This is a genomic window from Rhodoglobus sp. G.S.23 (genome assembly GCF_056675935.1).
The window spans coordinates 2,113,318-2,131,807 of record NZ_CM155237.1; the positions used below are offsets into that span (position 1 = coordinate 2,113,318).

The following is an 18,490-nucleotide window of genomic DNA, read 5'->3' on the forward strand; positions in this document are numbered from 1 at the left end:
AAAACCATTGCTTTGCTTAGGCCGATATGCGATTCTAGTTGAGGTTGATTTCTGGCTCCCAGTGTTGCGAGCGAGACCCACTTTCTTTCTCAAGCTCGACGCCAATCAGGGCGTATTTTTTGCGCGCTCGAGCAACGCAACACGCTGTAAGGAGCAACATCATGGACTGGCGCGATAACGCTGCATGCCTCACCGCTGACCCGGAACTTTTCTTCCCGGTAGGAAACACCGGTCCGGCCGTTGACCAAATCGAAAAAGCAAAAGCCGTTTGCGGTCGCTGCTCGGTAACTGAAATGTGCCTCCAGTACGCCCTCGAAACAAACCAAGACTCCGGCGTCTGGGGTGGCCTCAGTGAAGACGAGCGCCGCGCTCTCAAGCGTCGCGCTGCACGCGCACGCCGCGCATCCTAACGCTGCACAGCGTCACAAGACGGCGCAGCGTCACAAGACGGCGCAGCGTCACAGGACTGCACAGCGTCACAGGACTGAACAGCGTTGCAAGAATGCAAAGTTCGTAGCCCGCACGGGTCTAGATTGAGACCGATTCTGGCTCTCGCGCGCTAAATTACTTGGTGCGCGTCAACCAGGTCAGCGGAATATCGATTGTTACTTCGGTGCCGCTGCCCATGAGCGTGTGCCAGTCAATGGTTCCGCTCAACTCACCCTGAATCAGGGTACGGACGATTTGTGTGCCGAGGCCTTCGCCAACTCGGCCCTCAGCTAGGCCAACGCCGTTGTCGCGAACCTGCACGGTTAGCTTGTCTTCGGTGCGTCTGGCGTCAATCTCCACCGTGCCGTCCGCGCGACCAGCAAGACCGTGCTCTACAGCATTCGTCACCAACTCGGTCAGGGCCAAAGCCAACGGTGTGGCGTACTCACTGGGCAGTGCACCAAAGCTTCCCACCGAGGTGGGATGCACTGTCGTGTTGTGACTCGACGCAACCTCCGCGATCAGCTTCAGCACTCGATCGAAGACAACATCGAAATCTACGCTCTGGCTGAGTCCCTCAGAAAGTGTGTCGTGAACCACAGCGATAGCGGCAACTCGACGCATCGCATGCCCGAGCGCTTCTCGTGCAACCTCACTGTGCGTTCTGCGCGCCTGAATTCTGAGCAACGATGCCACGGTCTGCAAGTTGTTCTTCACTCGATGGTGAATCTCACGAATCGTCGCATCCTTTGTGATGAGCTCACGCTCTTGATGGCGCACCTCGGTGACATCGCGACACAGAACAATTGCTCCGACACGTTCGCCACGATCACGGATCGGAATGGTCCGCAGCGAGACCGTGACTCCGCGAGCTTCAATGTCTGTGCGCCAGGGGGCTCGACCAGTGACGACCAGCGGCAGAGATTCGTCTACCTCCGGCTGCCCGGCAATGAGCGTCGTTGTGACGTCGGCGAGAGATTCCGCTTCCAGTTCGCCAGAGAAACCGATGCGGTTGAACGCTGACAACGCGTTTGGACTCGCGAATGTGACGAGGCCGTCAACATCCAGACGAATCAGTCCGTCGGATGCTCGGGGTGCTCCGCGGCGCGGGGCCGCAGGGGCCCCCATATCCGGGAAGTCGCCTGCAGCAATCATGGCGAACAGATCGTTTGCGCAACCGTTGAAGGTGAGCTCTTGCCGGGAAGGCGTGCGGGCATCCCCCAGATTGGTGTGTCGCGTGATGACAGCGATGGGGGTCTCCGCCGTGGCATTGCCGCTGACGTTGAGCCTGCGCATCACGGGAACAGCACGCACCCGAGTGGGAGTTTCCTCGTACCAAGAAGGGGCAGCAGCATCAACAATTCGAGCCGTTGCGAACGCTTCGGTGACTTGCGCTTTCCACTCGGGCTTCACATTTTGCCCGACAAAGTCGCGGTAGAACAGGGTCGCTGAGCTGCTGGGGCGGGCGTGGGCAACCGCAACAAACTGCTCATCGTCACTCGGCACCCACAACACGATGTCGGCGAACGCAAGATCGGCGAGCAACTGCCAGTCGCCGACGAGCATGTGCAGCCATTCGATATCGGCCTCGCTCGAATGGCCCTGCTCTTGGACTAGATCACTGAGTGTCGACACCCCTACAGATTACCTGCGCGCCAGCACCCTGTTGAACAGAGAGCGTCGAGGCGCTGGTTCGTCGATTTCGGGCACGAGGCGGGATGTGACCAGATCGCGCACGGCGAGTCTCGCAGGTGAACGCGGTGCGGCGTCCACGAGTGTCTTGCCGCTCAGAACAGCGCCGTCGAAGCCTGCAAGGTCGTGAGGTACAAGTATCGGATGCTCGATGCCGCCGAATCTCGACAAAGTTTGGGTTACCTGCCCGTGCGGGTTCAATCCGCTGGCGCTCACCCTCACCTTGTTCATCACTACGCTCACACTTCGCGTCGAGACCGTTTCGAGGAGGTCTACGTGTGCTCGCAAGAACCGTGAGAGCCCTACCGGATCTGCTCCCCCGACGGCAATCACATGGTCGGCAGCTCGCACCGCAGTAACCGCAGCGGCATTGCGTCGAGGCGCGAACAGGTCACTCGTAATCTCTTCATCGTTTTCCAGACTGGAGCTGGTGTCGAGCACGGTGTAATCGACCCACTGACGGCACTGCGCGATGGTGGTTCCGACCCTCTCGGCGGAAAGCTCTGGCCAACGACTCGGCCTTCCTATACCCGTAAGCACCCAAAAACCACCGACTGGCGAGTCATAACGCTGCCCGATGCGGACTAGTTCGTCCGTCGTGAGCGTGTCGGTACCTGCAAGACGGCAGGCAGCGGCAAATCCCGGCGCCTCGTCAAGCATTCCCAGGGCCGGCGCCACCGAAGCACCGTGAGTGTCCACATCTGCAAGTGCGACGCTGTGGCCGAGTGCCGCCAATTCGGCGGCAACCGCAATAGCTATGGATGTGCGCCCTGGAGCACCTCCAGGACCCCACACCGCTATCACTTGGCCCAGAGTGCTTCGCGGCGAAGTCTCGGGCTCTGAATTCCACTGCGACTGCTCAAGCAACGCGTGTACCGCTGGCCACCCCGAGGCACCATCGATAATGTCAAAGAGGCCGAGATCACTGGCATAGCGCTGCTCGCGCTCGCTGCTGGCAACCGCAATGAGCCGAACGCCTGCGTGATCGCACGCAGTGATGAGTCGGTCTGTGAGGTAGCGTGCCTCTGCAGCAACTAGTGCGATATCTGCGTGTGCGCCTGCGACCCGAGACGCTAGTTCTGGCGCACTTACCGCTCGAACAACGATCTCGTGCCCGTGTTGCGCAGCATCAAACGCGAATTGATCTTCTAGGGTGACCGGCATGGCCAACGCGAAATTCGCCACGTCAGCCCTTCGCCGGGAGGTTGGCCGGGAGGACCGAAAGCACGTCACCGCTGGCCATTGCTTCAAGCAAGCGGGCAACGCGCGATCGAGGAACGAGCAACTCTAGTGCGCTATTACCAGCCGATGAGACGAGCGAGTCATTGTCGATAAGTCGCACAACAATGGCACCCGAGATAATCACGCCCGGAGCCCCATGCTCACCGTCTTCCGTCTCCGCGCTGGCCCAAACATCGACGGATGCCCCCGTCGACACCGACTCCGCGAGACCGCCCTGTGGCGATACGACTACCGCAGTCAATGAGAGCCCCTCGTGGCTACCTAAAGAAGAGCTCGGGATCAACTCCCCTGCGCCGATCGGTCGTGTAGCGATAAAGCCTTCCGCGGGTAGTTCACCCCGCCCGATATAGAACTCACTCGACTCGTTGAGCTTCACGCTCCGCACTACGAGATCGCCGCTCAGCACACGATCACCCGGATTGAGAGGGGCGGCGGCCGCATAGACCTCGATTGAGTCATCGGCGCTAGCGACAAGCGAAACAACGCCAATGATGGATGCCACAACGAGCACGATGCCAATTGCAAGTCGCGGATCAAGAGCGAGGGCTCGCGCGCGAGCTTGAGACTGGGTACGACCGGAACGGCGGCTCACAGCGCGCGCCCCAGAGGTCGGGTGTTGATCATGGCACCATCGTTGGTTACTGCTCATAAGTGGCGCGAGAGTTATCCACATCAGCCCCATTCACAGGTGCACGGGAGCATAATCGAACCATGAACGCGATCAATCCTGCAGAAGGCCTCGGGCGATTTCTCACCCTGGCCGATACTGCTGAAGTGCTCAGCGTCTCACCACACGAAGTTCTCGACTTGGTGCGCTCCGGCGAACTGCCCGCGATCAAGGTCGGCAGCAAAGGCCAATGGCGAATCGAGAACTCGGTTCTTGAGTCCTATATCGAAGCTCTGTACGAAGAGACTCGACGCATGAGCCTCTGGAATCAGTCAGATATTGCCACAGTGACCGAAGTGAACTTCGGCGAACAGCGTAAGCGATAGCGCAGAACGACCCGGTACGGGGCTGTGACGGCTACGGCCGCACGACCACCAGACTCGCGAACGGGACCAAGCGATACTCGGTTACCGCGGTCTCGCGTCGAGCCGCCCCACGTTCGTGCACTGCAATATCAAGATGGTCGCGCCCTACGCGGTCGATCGTGCCATGCACTTCGCCCGCGACCAGCAACAGCGAGACCGCTCGGCGACGACGACAGAGATCTCGCAGAACATAGCTCAGCCCCAAACGCTGCGAAAGACTCGGATGCCCACTCGACGGCATCGTGGCAAGGCTCGGCGTGATGTGCGCTGCCCCTAGTGAGATTCCCGCCACCGCCGCGAATGGAACGATGCATTGCGCTGGGCGTCCACTCTCGTCGACAAGATCGGCGGACATCCAATCGCGACCGATAATCGCTGGCCTCACAATGAGTCGCGTTCCCGTGATGAGCACAAGCGACATCGTGAGAGGTGATTGGTCAGAGCTGCGGGCATGAAGCGACACAATACGATCCCGCATGCTGAGCCGGCCGAGCCGCAACCGTTCCTCTTCGGCATCGACTTCGAGGTCATCGGCCGTGATTTCGTTCTCAAGCTGACTTTCGAGGTCATCAAAAAGTTTGTCCCAGCGCATGGGCTGACGGTACTGGTGAGGTGACACAACTCAGCAAGGTTATCCACAGTTGAAAATTAGTCATAGACAATTGGTCTCAGTACTGGTTGAGTGTGGTCTACCCCCTAAAGGGGGTATACATCGCCGTCTTGACCTTTTACCCGGGAGATCATGAGTACCGAGCCACTCCGAAAGCTTTCGCCGAGCGAGGAACCCCCTCGCCCTCCGCGACAACGCACCGGAACCCTTCCCTCCAAAATCATTCGCCCGCGCTTCGTGCCCGACGAGTTTTTTGGCCACCAGCCCACCCCAAGCGCCGAACTACCCGATCCGGCACCCCTGGTGGAAAACCTCACCCGCTGCGTCATCGAAATTCTTGCTGGCGCCCGCGACCTGGAGCAGATTGCACGATGGGTTACTGACGACGTCTACCGTCATCTACTCAAGCGCACCGTCCTCTCGGCGCGTGCCCGTCGCGCAAAGGGGCAGCCAGTCACGCGCCCAAGCTTCACCATGGGTTCAATCCGACTGTGCGAGCCTCGCGATGGCGCGATAGAGGCTGTGGTGATCGTTCGCGGTCGAGCGCGCACTCGCGCTGTAGCAGTACGCCTCGAAGGGCTCGATCGGCGCTGGCGCGCGACAGCCATCAACGTCCTCTAGCGCGTCGGGCGCACCGACCCGCAACGCCTCTAAGGCAATGCTGGTCCAACGCGGATCCAATGCCATGCGGCTCTCACCCGTCCCGGGTCCAACACGACCCCGGCTTAACGAGATATGCCCCCACCGACCGAGCGATGGGGGCATACCTTACTGATGATTTCTACTTCTTGCGCTTCTCCTGCGCGCGACGCTGTGAACGGTTGAGCGGAGCTTCCGCCGCACCGTCCGAACCCTCTGCGCGTTGACCGAATGCACCACGGTCACCGCCTCGAGCCGGCTGCGGTTGCTGCGGTGCCGGCTGCTGCGTCTGTCGCTTTTGCGCATTGGCAGTCGCAGTGCGTTCGACCTGGCCGCGCTCATTGCGAACTTCGACCTCGCCGGCAGCGTCTGCGCTCGGCGCCGAGTAGCTGAGCGCTGCGGATGGTGCACTTGCCGCTTCCAAACCTCGCGCCTGGACGGTCGTGGACTCGCCACCGCCGCTCACTTCGACATCAAGGTTGAACAGGAAGCCGACAGACTCTTCGCGAATCTGTCCCATCATCGTCTGGAAGAGAGCGAAACCTTCGCGCTGGTACTCGATGAGGGGGTCGCGCTGAGCCATTGCGCGCAGACCGATTCCGTCTTTCAGGTAGTCCATCTCGTAGAGGTGGTCTCGCCAGCGGCGATCGATAACGCTGAGCACCACACGACGCTCGAGCTCGCGCATCGCGGTCTCGCCAAGCTGCTGCTCACGACGCTCGTACGCAATCACGGCGTCAGAATGAATTTCCTTGGCGATGAATGCACTGGTGAGTTTGCCGCGTGATCCGCCCTCGGTCAGAACCTCATCGACGGTAATACCGATCGGGTACATCGTCTTGATTTCGGTCCAGAGACCGTCAAAGTCCCAGTCCTCAGAGTGACCTTCTGCCGTGTGTACGTCGACAACTTCGGTGACGACATCGCTCAGGAATCGCTGAACGCGATCCTTCAGGTCATCTCCCTCAAGAATGTGGCGCCGATCGCTATAGATAGCTTCACGCTGGCGGTTCAATACATCGTCGTACTTCAGCACGTTCTTGCGGATTTCAGCGTTGCGCGACTCCACCTGTGATTGAGCACTGCGGATGGCGCGGCTAACTACCTTGGATTCGATCGCGAGATCGTCGGGAACTGTCGAGCGCCCCATGAGTGCTTCGGCTGCGCCACTGTTGAACAGGCGCATCAGATCATCCTGAAGCGACAGGTAGAAGCGGCTCTCACCTGGATCACCTTGGCGACCTGAACGACCACGCAGCTGGTTGTCGATACGGCGCGACTCGTGACGTTCTGTACCCAAGACGTAGAGGCCACCAACATCGACGACCTTCTTGGCTTCCTTCTCAACCCCGGCTTTTACCTCGGCAAAAACTTCGTCCCATGCGGCTTCATAGTCGTCAGGAGTTTCGGTCGGGTTGAGGCCGCGGCTGTTCATCTCAGCGACAGCCAAGAACTCGGCGTTTCCACCGAGCATGACGTCAGTTCCACGGCCGGCCATGTTCGTAGCGACGGTAACAGAACCGAGGCGTCCTGCCTGAGCAACAATCGCTGCTTCGCGAGCGTGGTTCTTAGCGTTCAAGACCTCGTGCTTTACGCCCTTCTTGGCGAGCATGCGCGAAAGAAGTTCGCTCTTCTCAACGCTTGTTGTTCCCACCAGAACGGGCTGACCCAGTTCGTGCCGCTTGGCGATATCGGCAACAACCTGTTCGAACTTTGACTGCTCGTTTTTGTAGATCAGGTCGGACTGGTCAATGCGCTGCATTGGCTTGTTGGTCGGGATCGCGACAACACCAAGCTTGTAGGTGGACATGAACTCGGCTGCTTCAGTTTCAGCAGTACCGGTCATTCCTGACAGCTTGTTGTAGAGACGGAAATAGTTCTGCAGGGTCACCGTAGCGAGAGTCTGGTTTTCTGCCTTAACAGCAACACCCTCCTTGGCCTCAATCGCCTGGTGAATTCCTTCGTTGTAGCGACGGCCCTGAAGAATACGACCGGTGTGCTCGTCGACGATCAAGACTTCGCCGTTCATGACGACGTAGTCCTTGTCTTTCTTGAAGAGTGCACGCGCTTTGATGGAGTTGTTCAAGAACGAAATCAGCGGTGTATTCGCCGACTCGTACAGGTTGTCGATACCGAGGTAATCTTCAACCTTTTCGATGCCGGGCTCCAGCACACCAACGGTGCGCTTCTTCTCGTCAACCTCGAAATCGACCTCGGGGATGAGCTTTTTGGCAAGGCTAGCGAATTCGGTAAACCAACGGTTCGCCTCACCCGATGATGGGCCCGAAATGATGAGCGGCGTGCGAGCCTCATCAATCAGAATCGAGTCAACTTCGTCAACGACAGCAAAGTAGTGGCCACGCTGGACCATGTCGCTTGCCTGCCACGCCATGTTGTCGCGCAGGTAGTCAAAACCAAATTCGTTGTTCGTTCCATAGGTGATGTCCGCGGCATACTGCTCGCGACGTTCCACTGGAGTTTGACCGGAGACAATGCATCCGGTGGTCATCCCGAGGGCGCGGAATACGCGGCCCATCAGCTCTGACTGGTAGCTAGCCAAGTAGTCGTTGACCGTAATGACGTGCACACCTTGCGCGGCGATCGCGTTCAGGTATGCCGCGAGCGTCGCGACTAGGGTCTTGCCCTCACCGGTCTTCATCTCAGCAATGTTGCCAAGATGCAGTGCAGCACCGCCCATGAGTTGAACCTCAAAGTGACGCATGCCAAGCGTGCGGCTCGCTGCTTCTCGCACCGCAGCGAAGGCCTCCGGGAGGAGGTCGTCAAGTGACTCCCCTGCGGCATAGCGCTCGCGCAACTCCGTGGTCTCGTGCTTGAGCTCATCGTCAGTCAGCGTCTTGAAGTCTTCTTCAAGGTGATCAACCGCGTGCGCATAGCCTTTCAAGCGTCGAAGAAGCCGACCCTCGCCCACACGAAGTGCGCGTTCTAAAACATTCGCCACCGAATACTCCCATTCTTGTCGGACGGGTCCGACACTGGCCCTGCTCGACGAAGCGCAACCTTTTTAGACGCTTACGTCACGGTAACGCGGTGCGTGCATTCAGCGCACGGCCGCGTTACCGGTTCGTAATCGTATCAAGTTCACACCAAAAACTTGGTGTGCTTAGCCGTTGGCGACCTTACGCTTGCGCGAACGACCCCCATCGGCGACCTCATCGGCCTGCTCTTCAAGACCAATAACACCGTAATCCCACCCCTTGCGACGGTAAACAACGCTGGGGCGATCCGTCTGGCTATCCACAAAGAGGAAGAAGTCGTGACCGAGCAACTCCATGTGGTCAAGTGCCTCTTCAACAGTCATGTGGCTAGAAGGGAACACCTTGCGTCGGATAACAACGGGCGAGTAATCGTCGTCGCCAGGTTCTGGTTCGGCCGTCTGTACCGGCACTGATCCAGTGGAAACGCTCTCAATTACTTCGGGGCTTGCTGGAGTGATATCAACAACGGCGAACCCACCAGCACTTGCCTCACGCAGAGACGTAGGGCGGTGATTCCCCCGATGCACTTTCTTGCGGTCGCGAGATTGGCGGATGCGCTCAATGAGCTTTGACATCGCCAGATCGAAGGCAACATATTTATCCGAACCAGCAGATTCCGCTCGAACAAGCGGTCCTGGTCCGATCAACGTCAACTCAACACGATCGTCGCCACTAGACCCATTAGTTTCGTGGTGGCGGCTTACCTTGATCTCGAAAGCAATCGCCTTATCAGCGAGATGATCTACCTTCTCAGACTTTTCGATCGCATACTCACGGAAACGATCCGTGACTCCTACATTGCGTCCGTTGACGGTGATTTCCACGGCGACCTCCTAGCCATCATGCGCGGCCACCCCGTGAGGCAGCTTTTATTGTGCGCCCTTTTCCTTACCGTAGCCCTCGCTGCTGGCAATGTCACGAGCCGCACCGGTTCTTGGAGTGAACCCGATGGTTACGGCTGCAATGACCGTCCCTCCGGCCGCGGAAATTGCCCGCATTGCCTCGTCAATCGTGGCGCCTGTCGTTAGTACGTCATCCACGATGATGACTCTCGTTGCTCCAAGCCAGCGTGTCGCCGCGAAAACACCATGTACATTGATGGCCCGCTGAGACGCGTTAAGAAGCTTTTGGCTGCCAGTTTCCTTCGCGACTCTCAGTGCTCGCACATGGCTTATTCCCGACGCCCGAAGGACCGCTGCTATCGGGTGGTAGCCCCGCGTTCGAAAGGCGCGCTTACTCGTGGGTACCGCAACGATCTGAATCGGACCGCCAGCTTTCTCGTTCACCGCGCTGAGATCGTCAAGCGCCATCCGAAGCGCGACAAGGAGTGCCCGAGAAAGTGGACGCGCTTGGTCAGTGCGGTGATGATTCTTGAAGGCAAGCAACACTCGGCGAACCGTGCCCTCATAGCGCAGCGCTGCATAGACACGAACGTGTTGCGGGGTCGACTGAATTGTGGGGGCAGCGATAAGGCTGCGAGCGCACTCCGCACACAGTGCGCGGTCATAGCTCTGGCATCCGGCGCACTCGACTGGCATGAGCACAGCCCAGGCGTCTCTGACTGATTCGCGTGCACTCGCCACCACTTTGCGCAGCGTTTTTTCGATGTTGTTGTCTGAGGACGTCATTCTCCGAGCTTGCAGCCGCACCGTCCCGAACGCAGAGCACCCTGTGGTGTTGGTGGAGAGACGCTACTGCTGTACGGCCATGAAGGAGGCGTCGAGTCCAGTGCGCACCCATTCTTGGCTGCCCTGAGGGCGCCACACCTCTCCGTCAGCAATGAGCCTGAGCGCGTCGGTGTTGGTTCCACTGCTCACGAGTTGTCGAGCGCCGTCGACATCCCCGAGGCTCTCAGTTGGCCCGCCAAGGCTGAACGCGGTTATGGCTACAGAATCGTCGTGTGTCGAAAGCGTTGCCACTGAGCTCGAACCCACCCAGCTCGCATCAATCGGCGTGCCCGCCCGAGCCGGCAACACGGTAGGTTCCACAAGTTGGACGGGCACATTGCCCTGCTGCCTCACGATCCCGTACACGAGCAACTGGGGCCCAGATGGCGAGGAGAGGTACACCAGCAGTCGCGCACCGTCGCGGGAAACATCCAGCGACACTATTTCTGAATCTGATGGCAATGATGACTGAATCGGATGCTCGGTGCCGTCTACCTCGAAAGTCGACAGCGATGCGGCGTTTGAGCGCTGCGCCGACCAAATGAACCGGAACGGGTCGAGCGATGGTGCGGCCAACCCCGAACGACTGTCAACAATGCGGGGAGAGACTCCAACCGAAGCGAAGTAGGCCGCACCGTCTCCCGCGCGGTACGCAACGGACAGACGGTCTGCCGACAGTGCTGCAGCCGTTGCCCCCGAGTCAGCAACAACAGCGCTCAGCTCATTTATTTCTGTCAAGCCGTCACTCGTATTGAACCCAAACTCGGTGGCGGTTCCGACCACAAGCGGTCCAGCGGATCCTGGTTCGATGACGGCAGCATTCTGGCCAGAACTCGTACTTTGCAGTTCTCGGCCATCAACAGTGAGCACCACAATCGGTGTGTGAAGCGTCGCCGCCAATTGCTGTCGCATACGTTCGCGCGAAACCGTGTCAGCAGAAAGAACTTCTGAACTGAGGTCGACGACGGAGCGACCGCTCGTCAGACTACTCGTTGTGCTCAGGGTCGTTGCTGCCGGGAACGCCGTCAGCACAACGCCCTGTTGCAACCACGGAGAATCAGCCGCGAGAAGAGCTTGGATTGCGCGCGCCTGCGAAGACTGGCGCACCGCAAACCAGCGCGAATCAGGAATCAGATAAGCAAAACTGGGATCGAAGTAGTAGAGCACTTGCTGCTCAAAACTGACTTCAAAGCCATTGCTTGAGAGCACAATCCCTGGGGGTGCCGACGCGATGCGCCATTCGCCATTTCGGCGCTCAAAGTCAAAAGTCAACGTCTGTGCTGCCGGCGAGCGCAACTCTGCGAACACACCTCGCTCGTCAATCACTGCTTGAGCAGAGAAGGAATACGTGAGCGCATTCTCTTCGAGCGCTGGCGCGATTGTCGGAAGCTTGTCACGCTCGCGGATGGTAGCGCTCGCCGCAGGATTCCAGGCATCACTCATTTCGCTAGTCAAGAATTCTCGCGCAACCGAATAGTCACGACTGGGAGCGCGAACCGCATTCATGAAGTCGGTAAGGATTTGCTCTTGCGTCGAACCCGCAACGGGACCCTCGGCCACGATTTCGAATCGTCCGTCAATCTGCTCATCGATGAGCGGGCCAGCTTCGACCTCGCTCGACGTAGGCACGCCAACACAGCCACTCAGCACGGCGATAGCTACGCTCGCAACAATGAGGAGGTTCAGTCGCGATGTGTTAACCATCCGTAGCCTCCAAACTTGGTACTTCGTCGCTTGGGGGAAGCTCAAGAGGCGACGAATGCAGTTCGGCGCCTCGAGCGCGCGGCAGAGTCAGCCGGAAGCATGAGCCGTTGTCTCCATCCGACCACACCTCGAGCCAACCATCGTGCAACACCGCATCCTCGAGAGCGATTGCTAGACCGAGCCCTGTTCCGCCGGTGGTCCGCTGCCGCGAAGGGTCCGCACGCCAGAAGCGGTCGAATACGCGCTCAAGCGCTGCAGCGCTCATCCCGACGCCATAGTCACGCACCGCAATCGCAACGGCGTCCTGATCACTGTCGACCCAAATGACAATCGGCAGACCATCACCGTGGTCAATGGCGTTGCTGACGAGATTCTGAAGGATGCGACGGATGCGACGAGGATCAACGTCTGCCTCAAAATAGCCGCCAGGCGCCACCAGACGCAGCTCTGAGCCCTTGCTGGCTGCTAGCGAAGTGAGACTCTCAATCGCGTCCTCTGCGAGCCTCACGAGGTTCGTTGGCTCGGTCTCCATATCGACAGCACCCGCGTCATAGCGGCTCATCTCAAGAAGGTCAGCCAGCAGGAGTTCGAATCGCTCGACCTGAGTGTGCAGCAATTCCGCAGTGCGTGCCGTTGCGGGGGGGAAGCTTTCGCGCTGATCGTAGAGAACATCACCAGCGAGCCGGATTGTGGTGAGCGGAGTGCGCAACTCATGCGAAACATCCGACACAAATCGTTGCTGCACTTGAGACAGCGCTGCCAGCCGGGTGATCTGCTTTTGCATGCTCGTTGCCATGCCATTGAAGGAACGCGCCAAAGTGGCGATCACATCGTCGCCGTGCACCGGAATTCGCACCTCGAGTTCGCCTGCTGCCAACCGTTGGCTGGTTTCGGCCGCCAACCTCACCGGCGCAACCACGAGACGGACCACGAGATAAGTTACCGCTCCGATAAGGGCGAGCAGGGCGAAACCACCCAGCCCAAGAGTGCGCTGAACGACAACGAGAGTCTCTTGAGTGTCGCTGATGTCATAGACGAGGTACAGCTCGTATTGCGCACCGCGAATGTCGAGGGTCGAGCCGACAATGAGGCCAGGGTGAATCGTGCCATCCGTCGGCTGGGTGAGAGCAACAGACTGCCAATACGTGCGCTGTTCGGTCGACTCAGCAACGGTGTCGCGAAGTTCTTCGGAAATTTCGACGTACGAGGCCAATCCCTGCGACTGAACGTCTGTTGGCACGCGAGCGCCATCTTGGTTCGGGCTGCGCAGGATTGCATAGCTCGTGCCTCCCGTGCTCGAGGCAACACTCTCGATGACTCGAGCCGCGTCCCCCATCATTCCGTCGAGGTCTTCGAGACCAAGACCGTCATCTGCCGCATCAAAAACCTGCTGACCGGCCAGCGTGGCATTGGCAGAGGTTCGGGTGAGTTGCTCACGGCTCGCATCAAACAGGTTCGCGCCAACACTCAACGACATGTAGCCAGCAATGACCGCAACCGCAACCGAAGAAAGCAGCACTGTAATCGCAACAGTGCGCAACTGGAGCGACGAGCGCCAGAGTGCAGCGAGCCGCTGCACTAACTCGCGCCAGTCGAAATAGCGCATCCTTGTTACGCGCTGCTGCCGGCGCGGTAACCAACGCCGCGAACCGTCATCACAATCTTGGGGTTGTCAGGATCTTCTTCAACCTTCGCGCGCAATCGCTGCACGTGAACGTTGACAAGACGAGTGTCTGCCTTGTAGTGGTAGCCCCACACTTGCTCAAGCAGCATTTCGCGAGTGAATACCTGCTCCGGCTTCATCGCCAAGGCAAGGAGCAACTCAAATTCGAGCGGTGTGAGATTGATTTTGGTGTCACCACGGCGAACCTCGTGACCCGTGACATCCAGCTCAAGGTCACCGACCGTCAGAGTGCCGGTGGCCGCATCGCTCGCGGGACGCAACCGAGTGCGTACCCGAGCAACAAGCTCCTTCGGGTTAAACGGCTTGACGACATAGTCGTCTGCACCGCTCTCGAGCCCCTTCACCACATCAGCAGTGTCGCTCTTTGCTGTAAGCATGATGATCGGAACACCCGATTCTTCACGGATGCGCGCGCAAATCTCGATGCCGTCCATGCCTGGCAACATCAAGTCGAGCAAGACAAGATCAGGGGCTGCTGATTTAAATGCATCGAGAGCTAAGGCGCCATCTTGACAAAAAAATGGTTCATAACCTTCGGTGCGTAGAACGATTCCGATCATTTCTGCCAGGGCAGTGTCGTCATCGACTACAAGAATTCGCGGGTTCACGTGTCCTCGGTACTTTCTAGCTCTCGGGCTAACAGAGTGAGAAGCTTTCGCATAAGAGTAGTCGAGTGTGAAAGCATGAGTGCGATTCAATTGGCACAGTTGGTTAATCAAAGGTGAGACGTGAGCAATAACAGTCCGTGGCAATCGCCAGATAGCAGCGCAAATAACAGCGAGTCCGGTCTCTACGCCCCACCAGAACCTGCCGCGACACCTCCGCAGTACGGCACTCCCGCGCCTGGGTGGACTCCCCCGCCGAAGCCCGGCCTCATCCCACTGCGGCCCATGACGCTTGGCACAGTCCTCTCGGCATCCCTGATGGTGTTGCGTCGCAACCCGCGCCCCATCTTCGGTCTGTCGTTGGCCATCATGGGCATCGTCACTGTCGCTTCCCTCATTCTGGTGGGGATCATTACTTTCTCCGGCCTAGAACGAACCCTCAGCGCAAGCGACGTGGATGCGGCAACCATCGAAGCCGGGGCAACAGCGAGCGTTATCCTCGCCGCGCTTTTCGCCGTCGCGCTGTCACTCATCGGCGGTTCGATACTTCAGGGCATCGTCTCCCTCGAGGTTGCTCGCGGTGCCGTCGGCGAGAAATTGCGGTTGCGCGGACTCTGGGCTGCGGCGAAGGGGCGCCTGTGGGCACTCATTGGCTGGTCTGCCCTAGTCGCCGTAGCGACCTTCATCGGCATCGTCGCGCTTGCTCTTGTCGCCGCACTCTTCTTCGCCATCGGCGGCACTGCCGGAACCATATTCGGGGTGCTCGCCGTGATTGGCGGAATAGTTATCGGTCTTATCGTCATGGCCTGGCTTGGCACTTCTCTCGCGCTCGTCCCCAGCGCCCTCATGATCGAACGCCTGACTCTCGGTCGCGCGATACGCCGCTCGTGGTCGCTCGTGTCTGGCAGCTTCTGGCGCACCTTCGGCATCCTCGCCCTCATTCTGGTGATTGTGCAAACGGTGTCGAGCGTCGTGACAGCACCGCTGAGCTTTATCGGTGGACTTGGCGTAAGTCTCCTCAACCCCACCGGCAATGAAGAGGCCGCAATGGCGTCGTTTATCGGCCTCTATGTCGTGACCATGATTCTCTCCGTTGCTATCGGCGCCGTCACGATCATCATCCAGTCGGCGGCACCTGCACTGCTCTACATTGATTTGCGGATGCGCAAAGAGGGGTTCGACTTGGAACTCACTCGCTTCGTCGAAGCTCGTCAGACAGGGGACAATTCCGTGCCAGACCCTTACCTCACCTTCGACAGCACAGCAGCGCACTCAACTGAGCCGTCACCGCACACGGCTTCATGACGCTAGCGACACTCTCGTCAACCGCGCCCGCAGCGCTGCCAGAGTGGCTTGCGCGCGTGGTCTTTAGTGAGGTTCCGGTCAACCCCGACTCGGAACAGGCAACCGAGTGGCTCATCAATGAGCTATCGAAGGCGCCATATCAGGCCGCCAAGCCAACGCTGTTCGACCGCATCTCGAAAGCTTTTAGCGACTGGCTTGCTTCACTGACGATCGGTAGTGGCGATGGAATCCCCATCGTCGTGTTCGTTGTGCTCATTGCGTTGGTCACAATCGCGATAGTGGCAGCGGTAATCGTCTACGGTCTTCCCCGGCTCAACCGCAAGAGTCAACACCATGACATCCTGTTCGGTGAAACCGATCGACGAACAGCAGCTCAGCTTCGGGATGCGGCCGAAAAGGCTGCAGCACGAGAAGATTTTGAGAGTGCGATTGCCGATATGTTTCGCGCCATTGCGCGCGGACTCTCAGAACGCACCCTCGTCACGATGACACCAGGCACCACCGCTCATGGTTTTGCGATCCGGGCCGCGAAAGTTCTCCCCGATTGCGCTAACGAACTTGCCAGCTGTGCCAACATTTTTGACCTAGTCCGTTACATGCGTAAGCCAGCAACGCGAGAACAATACGTACAACTTCGCGACCTCGAGCTTCGAGTGCGCGCCGCAAAGCCCCTGCTCAGCGAGGCGGCACTGTGAGCGCCCCCACGATCGTGACACCGCGCCTTCGCACCACTGTGAGGCGTGCCCTTTTTTGGATCATCGCAGCGCTATTTCTCCTGAGCGTGGCGGTCATTAGCCTGAACTTGGCAGGCACAGCAGCCGAAGGGCCTCAGCTCGACCCCACCAGTCCTCGCGAATCAGGAACCAAAGCGCTTACCGAAGTCCTGCGGCAACAGGGAGTCGACGTCATCGTCACCGAAAGCCTCGACGACACTCGTGACGCGCTCGCCACCACCGACGAGAGCACTCTCTTCTTCTCCAACTTTGAGGGATACCTCACCGACGCGCAGACCGTCGAGGCATCTACGATTGCGACGACCGTCATTCTGGCCGAGCCCGGAGTTGCTGCACTGCTCGCTATCGCACCCGAAGTTGCCAACGCTGGAACCCGAGTTGGCACAGTATCGGCAGAGTGCGCATTGCCGATTGCCTCGAAAGCCCCCGAGATTACGGCCGGCCCATCTAGTTTTCGTGTCATCGAGCCTGAGGCCAAAGCGACGGGCTGCTACGGGAACGACGACCGCGGCTACGGACTCATCTCTGTTGACCGAGGAAACACCCAATTGGTGCTGCTCGGTGCAACCACAGCGCTGACCAACGGTGGCATCACAGCGGCAGATAACGCCGCTTTCGCGCTGCGGCTTCTCGGCCAACACGACACCCTCGTTTGGTACACGCCCAGCTTCGCGGATCTTTCCTCCACGAGCGGTGCCAAAACCTTTGACGAACTCGCCCCAGACTGGGTGCTGCCCGTCGTGTGGCTCACGGCGGTGACGCTCCTCACGGCTGCACTGTGGCGAGGACGCAGATTCGGTCCGCTCGTCATCGAAAAATTGCCCGTCACCGTGCGCTCTAGCGAAACCATGCAGGGTAGGGCTCGCCTCTACGAAAAAACGGCGGCACGGCTCCATACCCTCGACGCGCTGCGCATCGGCTCCATCCGCCGACTTGCTTCGCTGTGCGGAATGGCGAGCACCGCATCCGTCGATGACGTCATCAATCGAGTCGCGACACTTATCGACCAGCCCGCCGCCCCACTGCGAGGGCTCCTTATCGACATTGCCCCCACCAACGACAGCGACCTACTTGACCTATCGGATGAACTGCTCGCGCTCGAACAGCGCGTCGAGTCTGCCGTCCGCCCCACTTAGCACCCTTCCACTCCGAACACTCAGCACCATCAAGCCAAAGATAGAGAAGAATCGAGATATGACTGACGAGCAACTGCGGCACGCATTCACTCAACTCCGCACCGAAGTGGGCAAGGCTGTAGTCGGCCAAGATGCCGCGGTGACCGGGCTCACGATTGCTCTACTCACTGGCGGTCATGTGCTGCTCGAGGGCGTGCCCGGTGTCGCCAAGACTCTGCTGGTTCGTACGCTTAGTCGTGCGCTCCAGCTCGACACCAAGCGCGTGCAGTTCACCCCAGACCTCATGCCGGGTGATGTCACCGGCTCACTCGTTTATGACTCCAAGTCTGGTGAATTTGAGTTTCGCAAGGGGCCAGTGTTCACCAACATCCTCCTGGCAGACGAGATCAACCGAACGCCACCCAAGACACAATCTTCCCTGCTTGAAGCAATGGAAGAACGGCAAGTTTCTGTAGACGGCCAGACTCTGAAGCTGCCAGTGCCGTTCATGGTTGCCGCAACCATGAACCCCATTGAGTACGAAGGCACCTACACCCTTCCCGAAGCGCAACTCGACCGCTTCCTGCTCAAGCTCGTGCTCGACCTCCCAGAACGAGATACCGAAATTGAGGTACTCACGCGCCACGCTGCGGGATTCAACCCCCGTGACCTTGCTGCGGCTGGTGTCACTCCGGTGCTCGATGCTGCGATGCTTGCTGCTGCCCAAGCTGCCGTCGCTCAGGTTGGCGCGAGCCCCGACGTCATCGCGTACGCCGTCGACCTTGCCCGCGCCACACGACAAAGCCCCTCAGTGAAGCTCGGAGTGAGTCCGCGTGGCGCAATCGCACTGATCTCCGCCGCGAAAGCGTGGGCCTGGCTGACCGGCGCAGACGCAATCACGCCAGACCACATCCAGAGCATGGTGCTTCCGGTACTCCGTCACCGCATCCAGCTTCGCCCAGAAGCCGAACTTGAAGGCGTCTCCGCCGATGTCATCCTGCGGTCGATCGTGCAGCAAGTGCAGGTACCGATCTAA

The 18,490-nt window shown here is 59.1% G+C and carries 17 protein-coding genes; 7 read left to right on the forward strand and 10 right to left on the reverse strand.

All coding sequences use genetic code 11. From position 1 onward, the window contains the following. Positions 1–161: 161 nt before the first annotated feature. The gene (locus AC1ENN_RS10305; protein WP_009772809.1) at positions 162–410 is read left to right on the forward strand and encodes a WhiB family transcriptional regulator; all 249 of its coding nucleotides are present in this window, start codon (positions 162–164) and stop codon (positions 408–410) included. Positions 411–564: 154 nt separating this feature from the next. Here AC1ENN_RS10305 and AC1ENN_RS10310 read toward each other — a convergent pair whose 3' ends face one another. The 3 genes from AC1ENN_RS10310 to AC1ENN_RS10320 are packed head-to-tail and all read right to left on the reverse strand — an operon-like array spanning position 565 to position 3,955. Further along, positions 565–2,064, reverse strand: coding sequence for a sensor histidine kinase (locus tag AC1ENN_RS10310; RefSeq protein WP_449647188.1), 1,500 nt, complete (start codon positions 2,062–2,064; stop codon positions 565–567). A gap of 9 nt (positions 2,065–2,073) precedes the next feature. Continuing rightward, positions 2,074–3,306 (reverse strand): CpaE/TadZ family protein, encoded by a 1,233-nt coding sequence (locus AC1ENN_RS10315; protein WP_480391117.1) that lies wholly within the window; start codon positions 3,304–3,306, stop codon positions 2,074–2,076. Position 3,307: 1 nt separating this feature from the next. Further along, entirely contained in the window at positions 3,308–3,955 is a 648-nt protein-coding gene (locus tag AC1ENN_RS10320; protein ID WP_449647190.1) for a CpaB family protein, read from the reverse strand. A 119-nt stretch (positions 3,956–4,074) separates the two neighbouring features. Here AC1ENN_RS10320 and AC1ENN_RS10325 point away from each other — a divergent pair, with 119 nt between their 5' ends. Continuing rightward, positions 4,075–4,356: a helix-turn-helix domain-containing protein gene (locus tag AC1ENN_RS10325; protein WP_009772813.1), complete on the forward strand. Its 282-nt coding sequence runs from the start codon at positions 4,075–4,077 to the stop codon at positions 4,354–4,356. Positions 4,357–4,387: 31 nt separating this feature from the next. On the opposite strand, the gene AC1ENN_RS10330 is transcribed toward AC1ENN_RS10325, so the two are convergent. Beyond that, positions 4,388–4,987, reverse strand: a complete 600-nt coding sequence (locus tag AC1ENN_RS10330) for a hypothetical protein (RefSeq protein ID WP_449647191.1) — start codon at positions 4,985–4,987, stop codon at positions 4,388–4,390. A gap of 150 nt (positions 4,988–5,137) precedes the next feature. Between AC1ENN_RS10330 and AC1ENN_RS10335 the strand changes: the two genes are divergently transcribed. Next, the gene (locus AC1ENN_RS10335) at positions 5,138–5,626 is read left to right on the forward strand and encodes an Rv3235 family protein (RefSeq protein WP_449647192.1); all 489 of its coding nucleotides are present in this window, start codon (positions 5,138–5,140) and stop codon (positions 5,624–5,626) included. A 160-nt stretch (positions 5,627–5,786) separates the two neighbouring features. Here AC1ENN_RS10335 and secA read toward each other — a convergent pair whose 3' ends face one another. The 6 genes from secA to mtrA form a co-directional block, all read right to left on the reverse strand. Further along, a complete protein-coding gene (gene secA, locus AC1ENN_RS10340; RefSeq protein WP_449647193.1) occupies positions 5,787–8,603 on the reverse strand; it encodes a preprotein translocase subunit SecA in 2,817 nt (938 codons plus the stop codon). Positions 8,604–8,765: 162 nt separating this feature from the next. Next, positions 8,766–9,464, reverse strand: a complete 699-nt coding sequence (hpf, locus tag AC1ENN_RS10345) for a ribosome hibernation-promoting factor, HPF/YfiA family (RefSeq protein ID WP_480406018.1) — start codon at positions 9,462–9,464, stop codon at positions 8,766–8,768. A gap of 45 nt (positions 9,465–9,509) precedes the next feature. Further along, a complete protein-coding gene (locus AC1ENN_RS10350; protein WP_480406019.1) occupies positions 9,510–10,268 on the reverse strand; it encodes a ComF family protein in 759 nt (252 codons plus the stop codon). Between the two features lie 63 nt (positions 10,269–10,331). Next, a complete protein-coding gene (locus AC1ENN_RS10355; RefSeq protein ID WP_480406020.1) occupies positions 10,332–12,011 on the reverse strand; it encodes an LpqB family beta-propeller domain-containing protein in 1,680 nt (559 codons plus the stop codon). Next, complete coding sequence (mtrB, locus tag AC1ENN_RS10360; protein WP_480406021.1) at positions 12,004–13,617, reverse strand: MtrAB system histidine kinase MtrB; 1,614 nt, start codon at positions 13,615–13,617, stop codon at positions 12,004–12,006. Before mtrB ends, AC1ENN_RS10355 begins: the two co-directional genes overlap by 8 nt. Before the next feature lie 5 nt (positions 13,618–13,622). Continuing rightward, positions 13,623–14,303, reverse strand: a complete 681-nt coding sequence (gene mtrA / locus AC1ENN_RS10365; protein WP_449647198.1) for an MtrAB system response regulator MtrA — start codon at positions 14,301–14,303, stop codon at positions 13,623–13,625. A gap of 120 nt (positions 14,304–14,423) precedes the next feature. Between mtrA and AC1ENN_RS10370 the strand changes: the two genes are divergently transcribed. Genes AC1ENN_RS10370 through AC1ENN_RS10385 form a run of 4 tightly spaced genes read left to right on the forward strand, consistent with a single transcriptional unit; the run spans position 14,424 to position 18,490 of the window. Continuing rightward, positions 14,424–15,605, forward strand: coding sequence for a hypothetical protein (locus AC1ENN_RS10370; RefSeq protein ID WP_480406022.1), 1,182 nt, complete (start codon positions 14,424–14,426; stop codon positions 15,603–15,605). Beyond that, complete coding sequence (locus AC1ENN_RS10375; RefSeq protein WP_480406023.1) at positions 15,602–16,300, forward strand: DUF4129 domain-containing protein; 699 nt, start codon at positions 15,602–15,604, stop codon at positions 16,298–16,300. The genes AC1ENN_RS10370 and AC1ENN_RS10375 overlap by 4 nt, the downstream gene beginning before the upstream one ends. Next, on the forward strand, positions 16,297–17,475 hold the full coding sequence (locus AC1ENN_RS10380) for a DUF4350 domain-containing protein (RefSeq protein WP_480406024.1): 1,179 nt from the start codon (positions 16,297–16,299) through the stop codon (positions 17,473–17,475). Before AC1ENN_RS10375 ends, AC1ENN_RS10380 begins: the two co-directional genes overlap by 4 nt. Positions 17,476–17,533: 58 nt before the next feature. After that, a complete protein-coding gene (locus AC1ENN_RS10385) occupies positions 17,534–18,490 on the forward strand; it encodes an AAA family ATPase (protein WP_480406025.1) in 957 nt (318 codons plus the stop codon).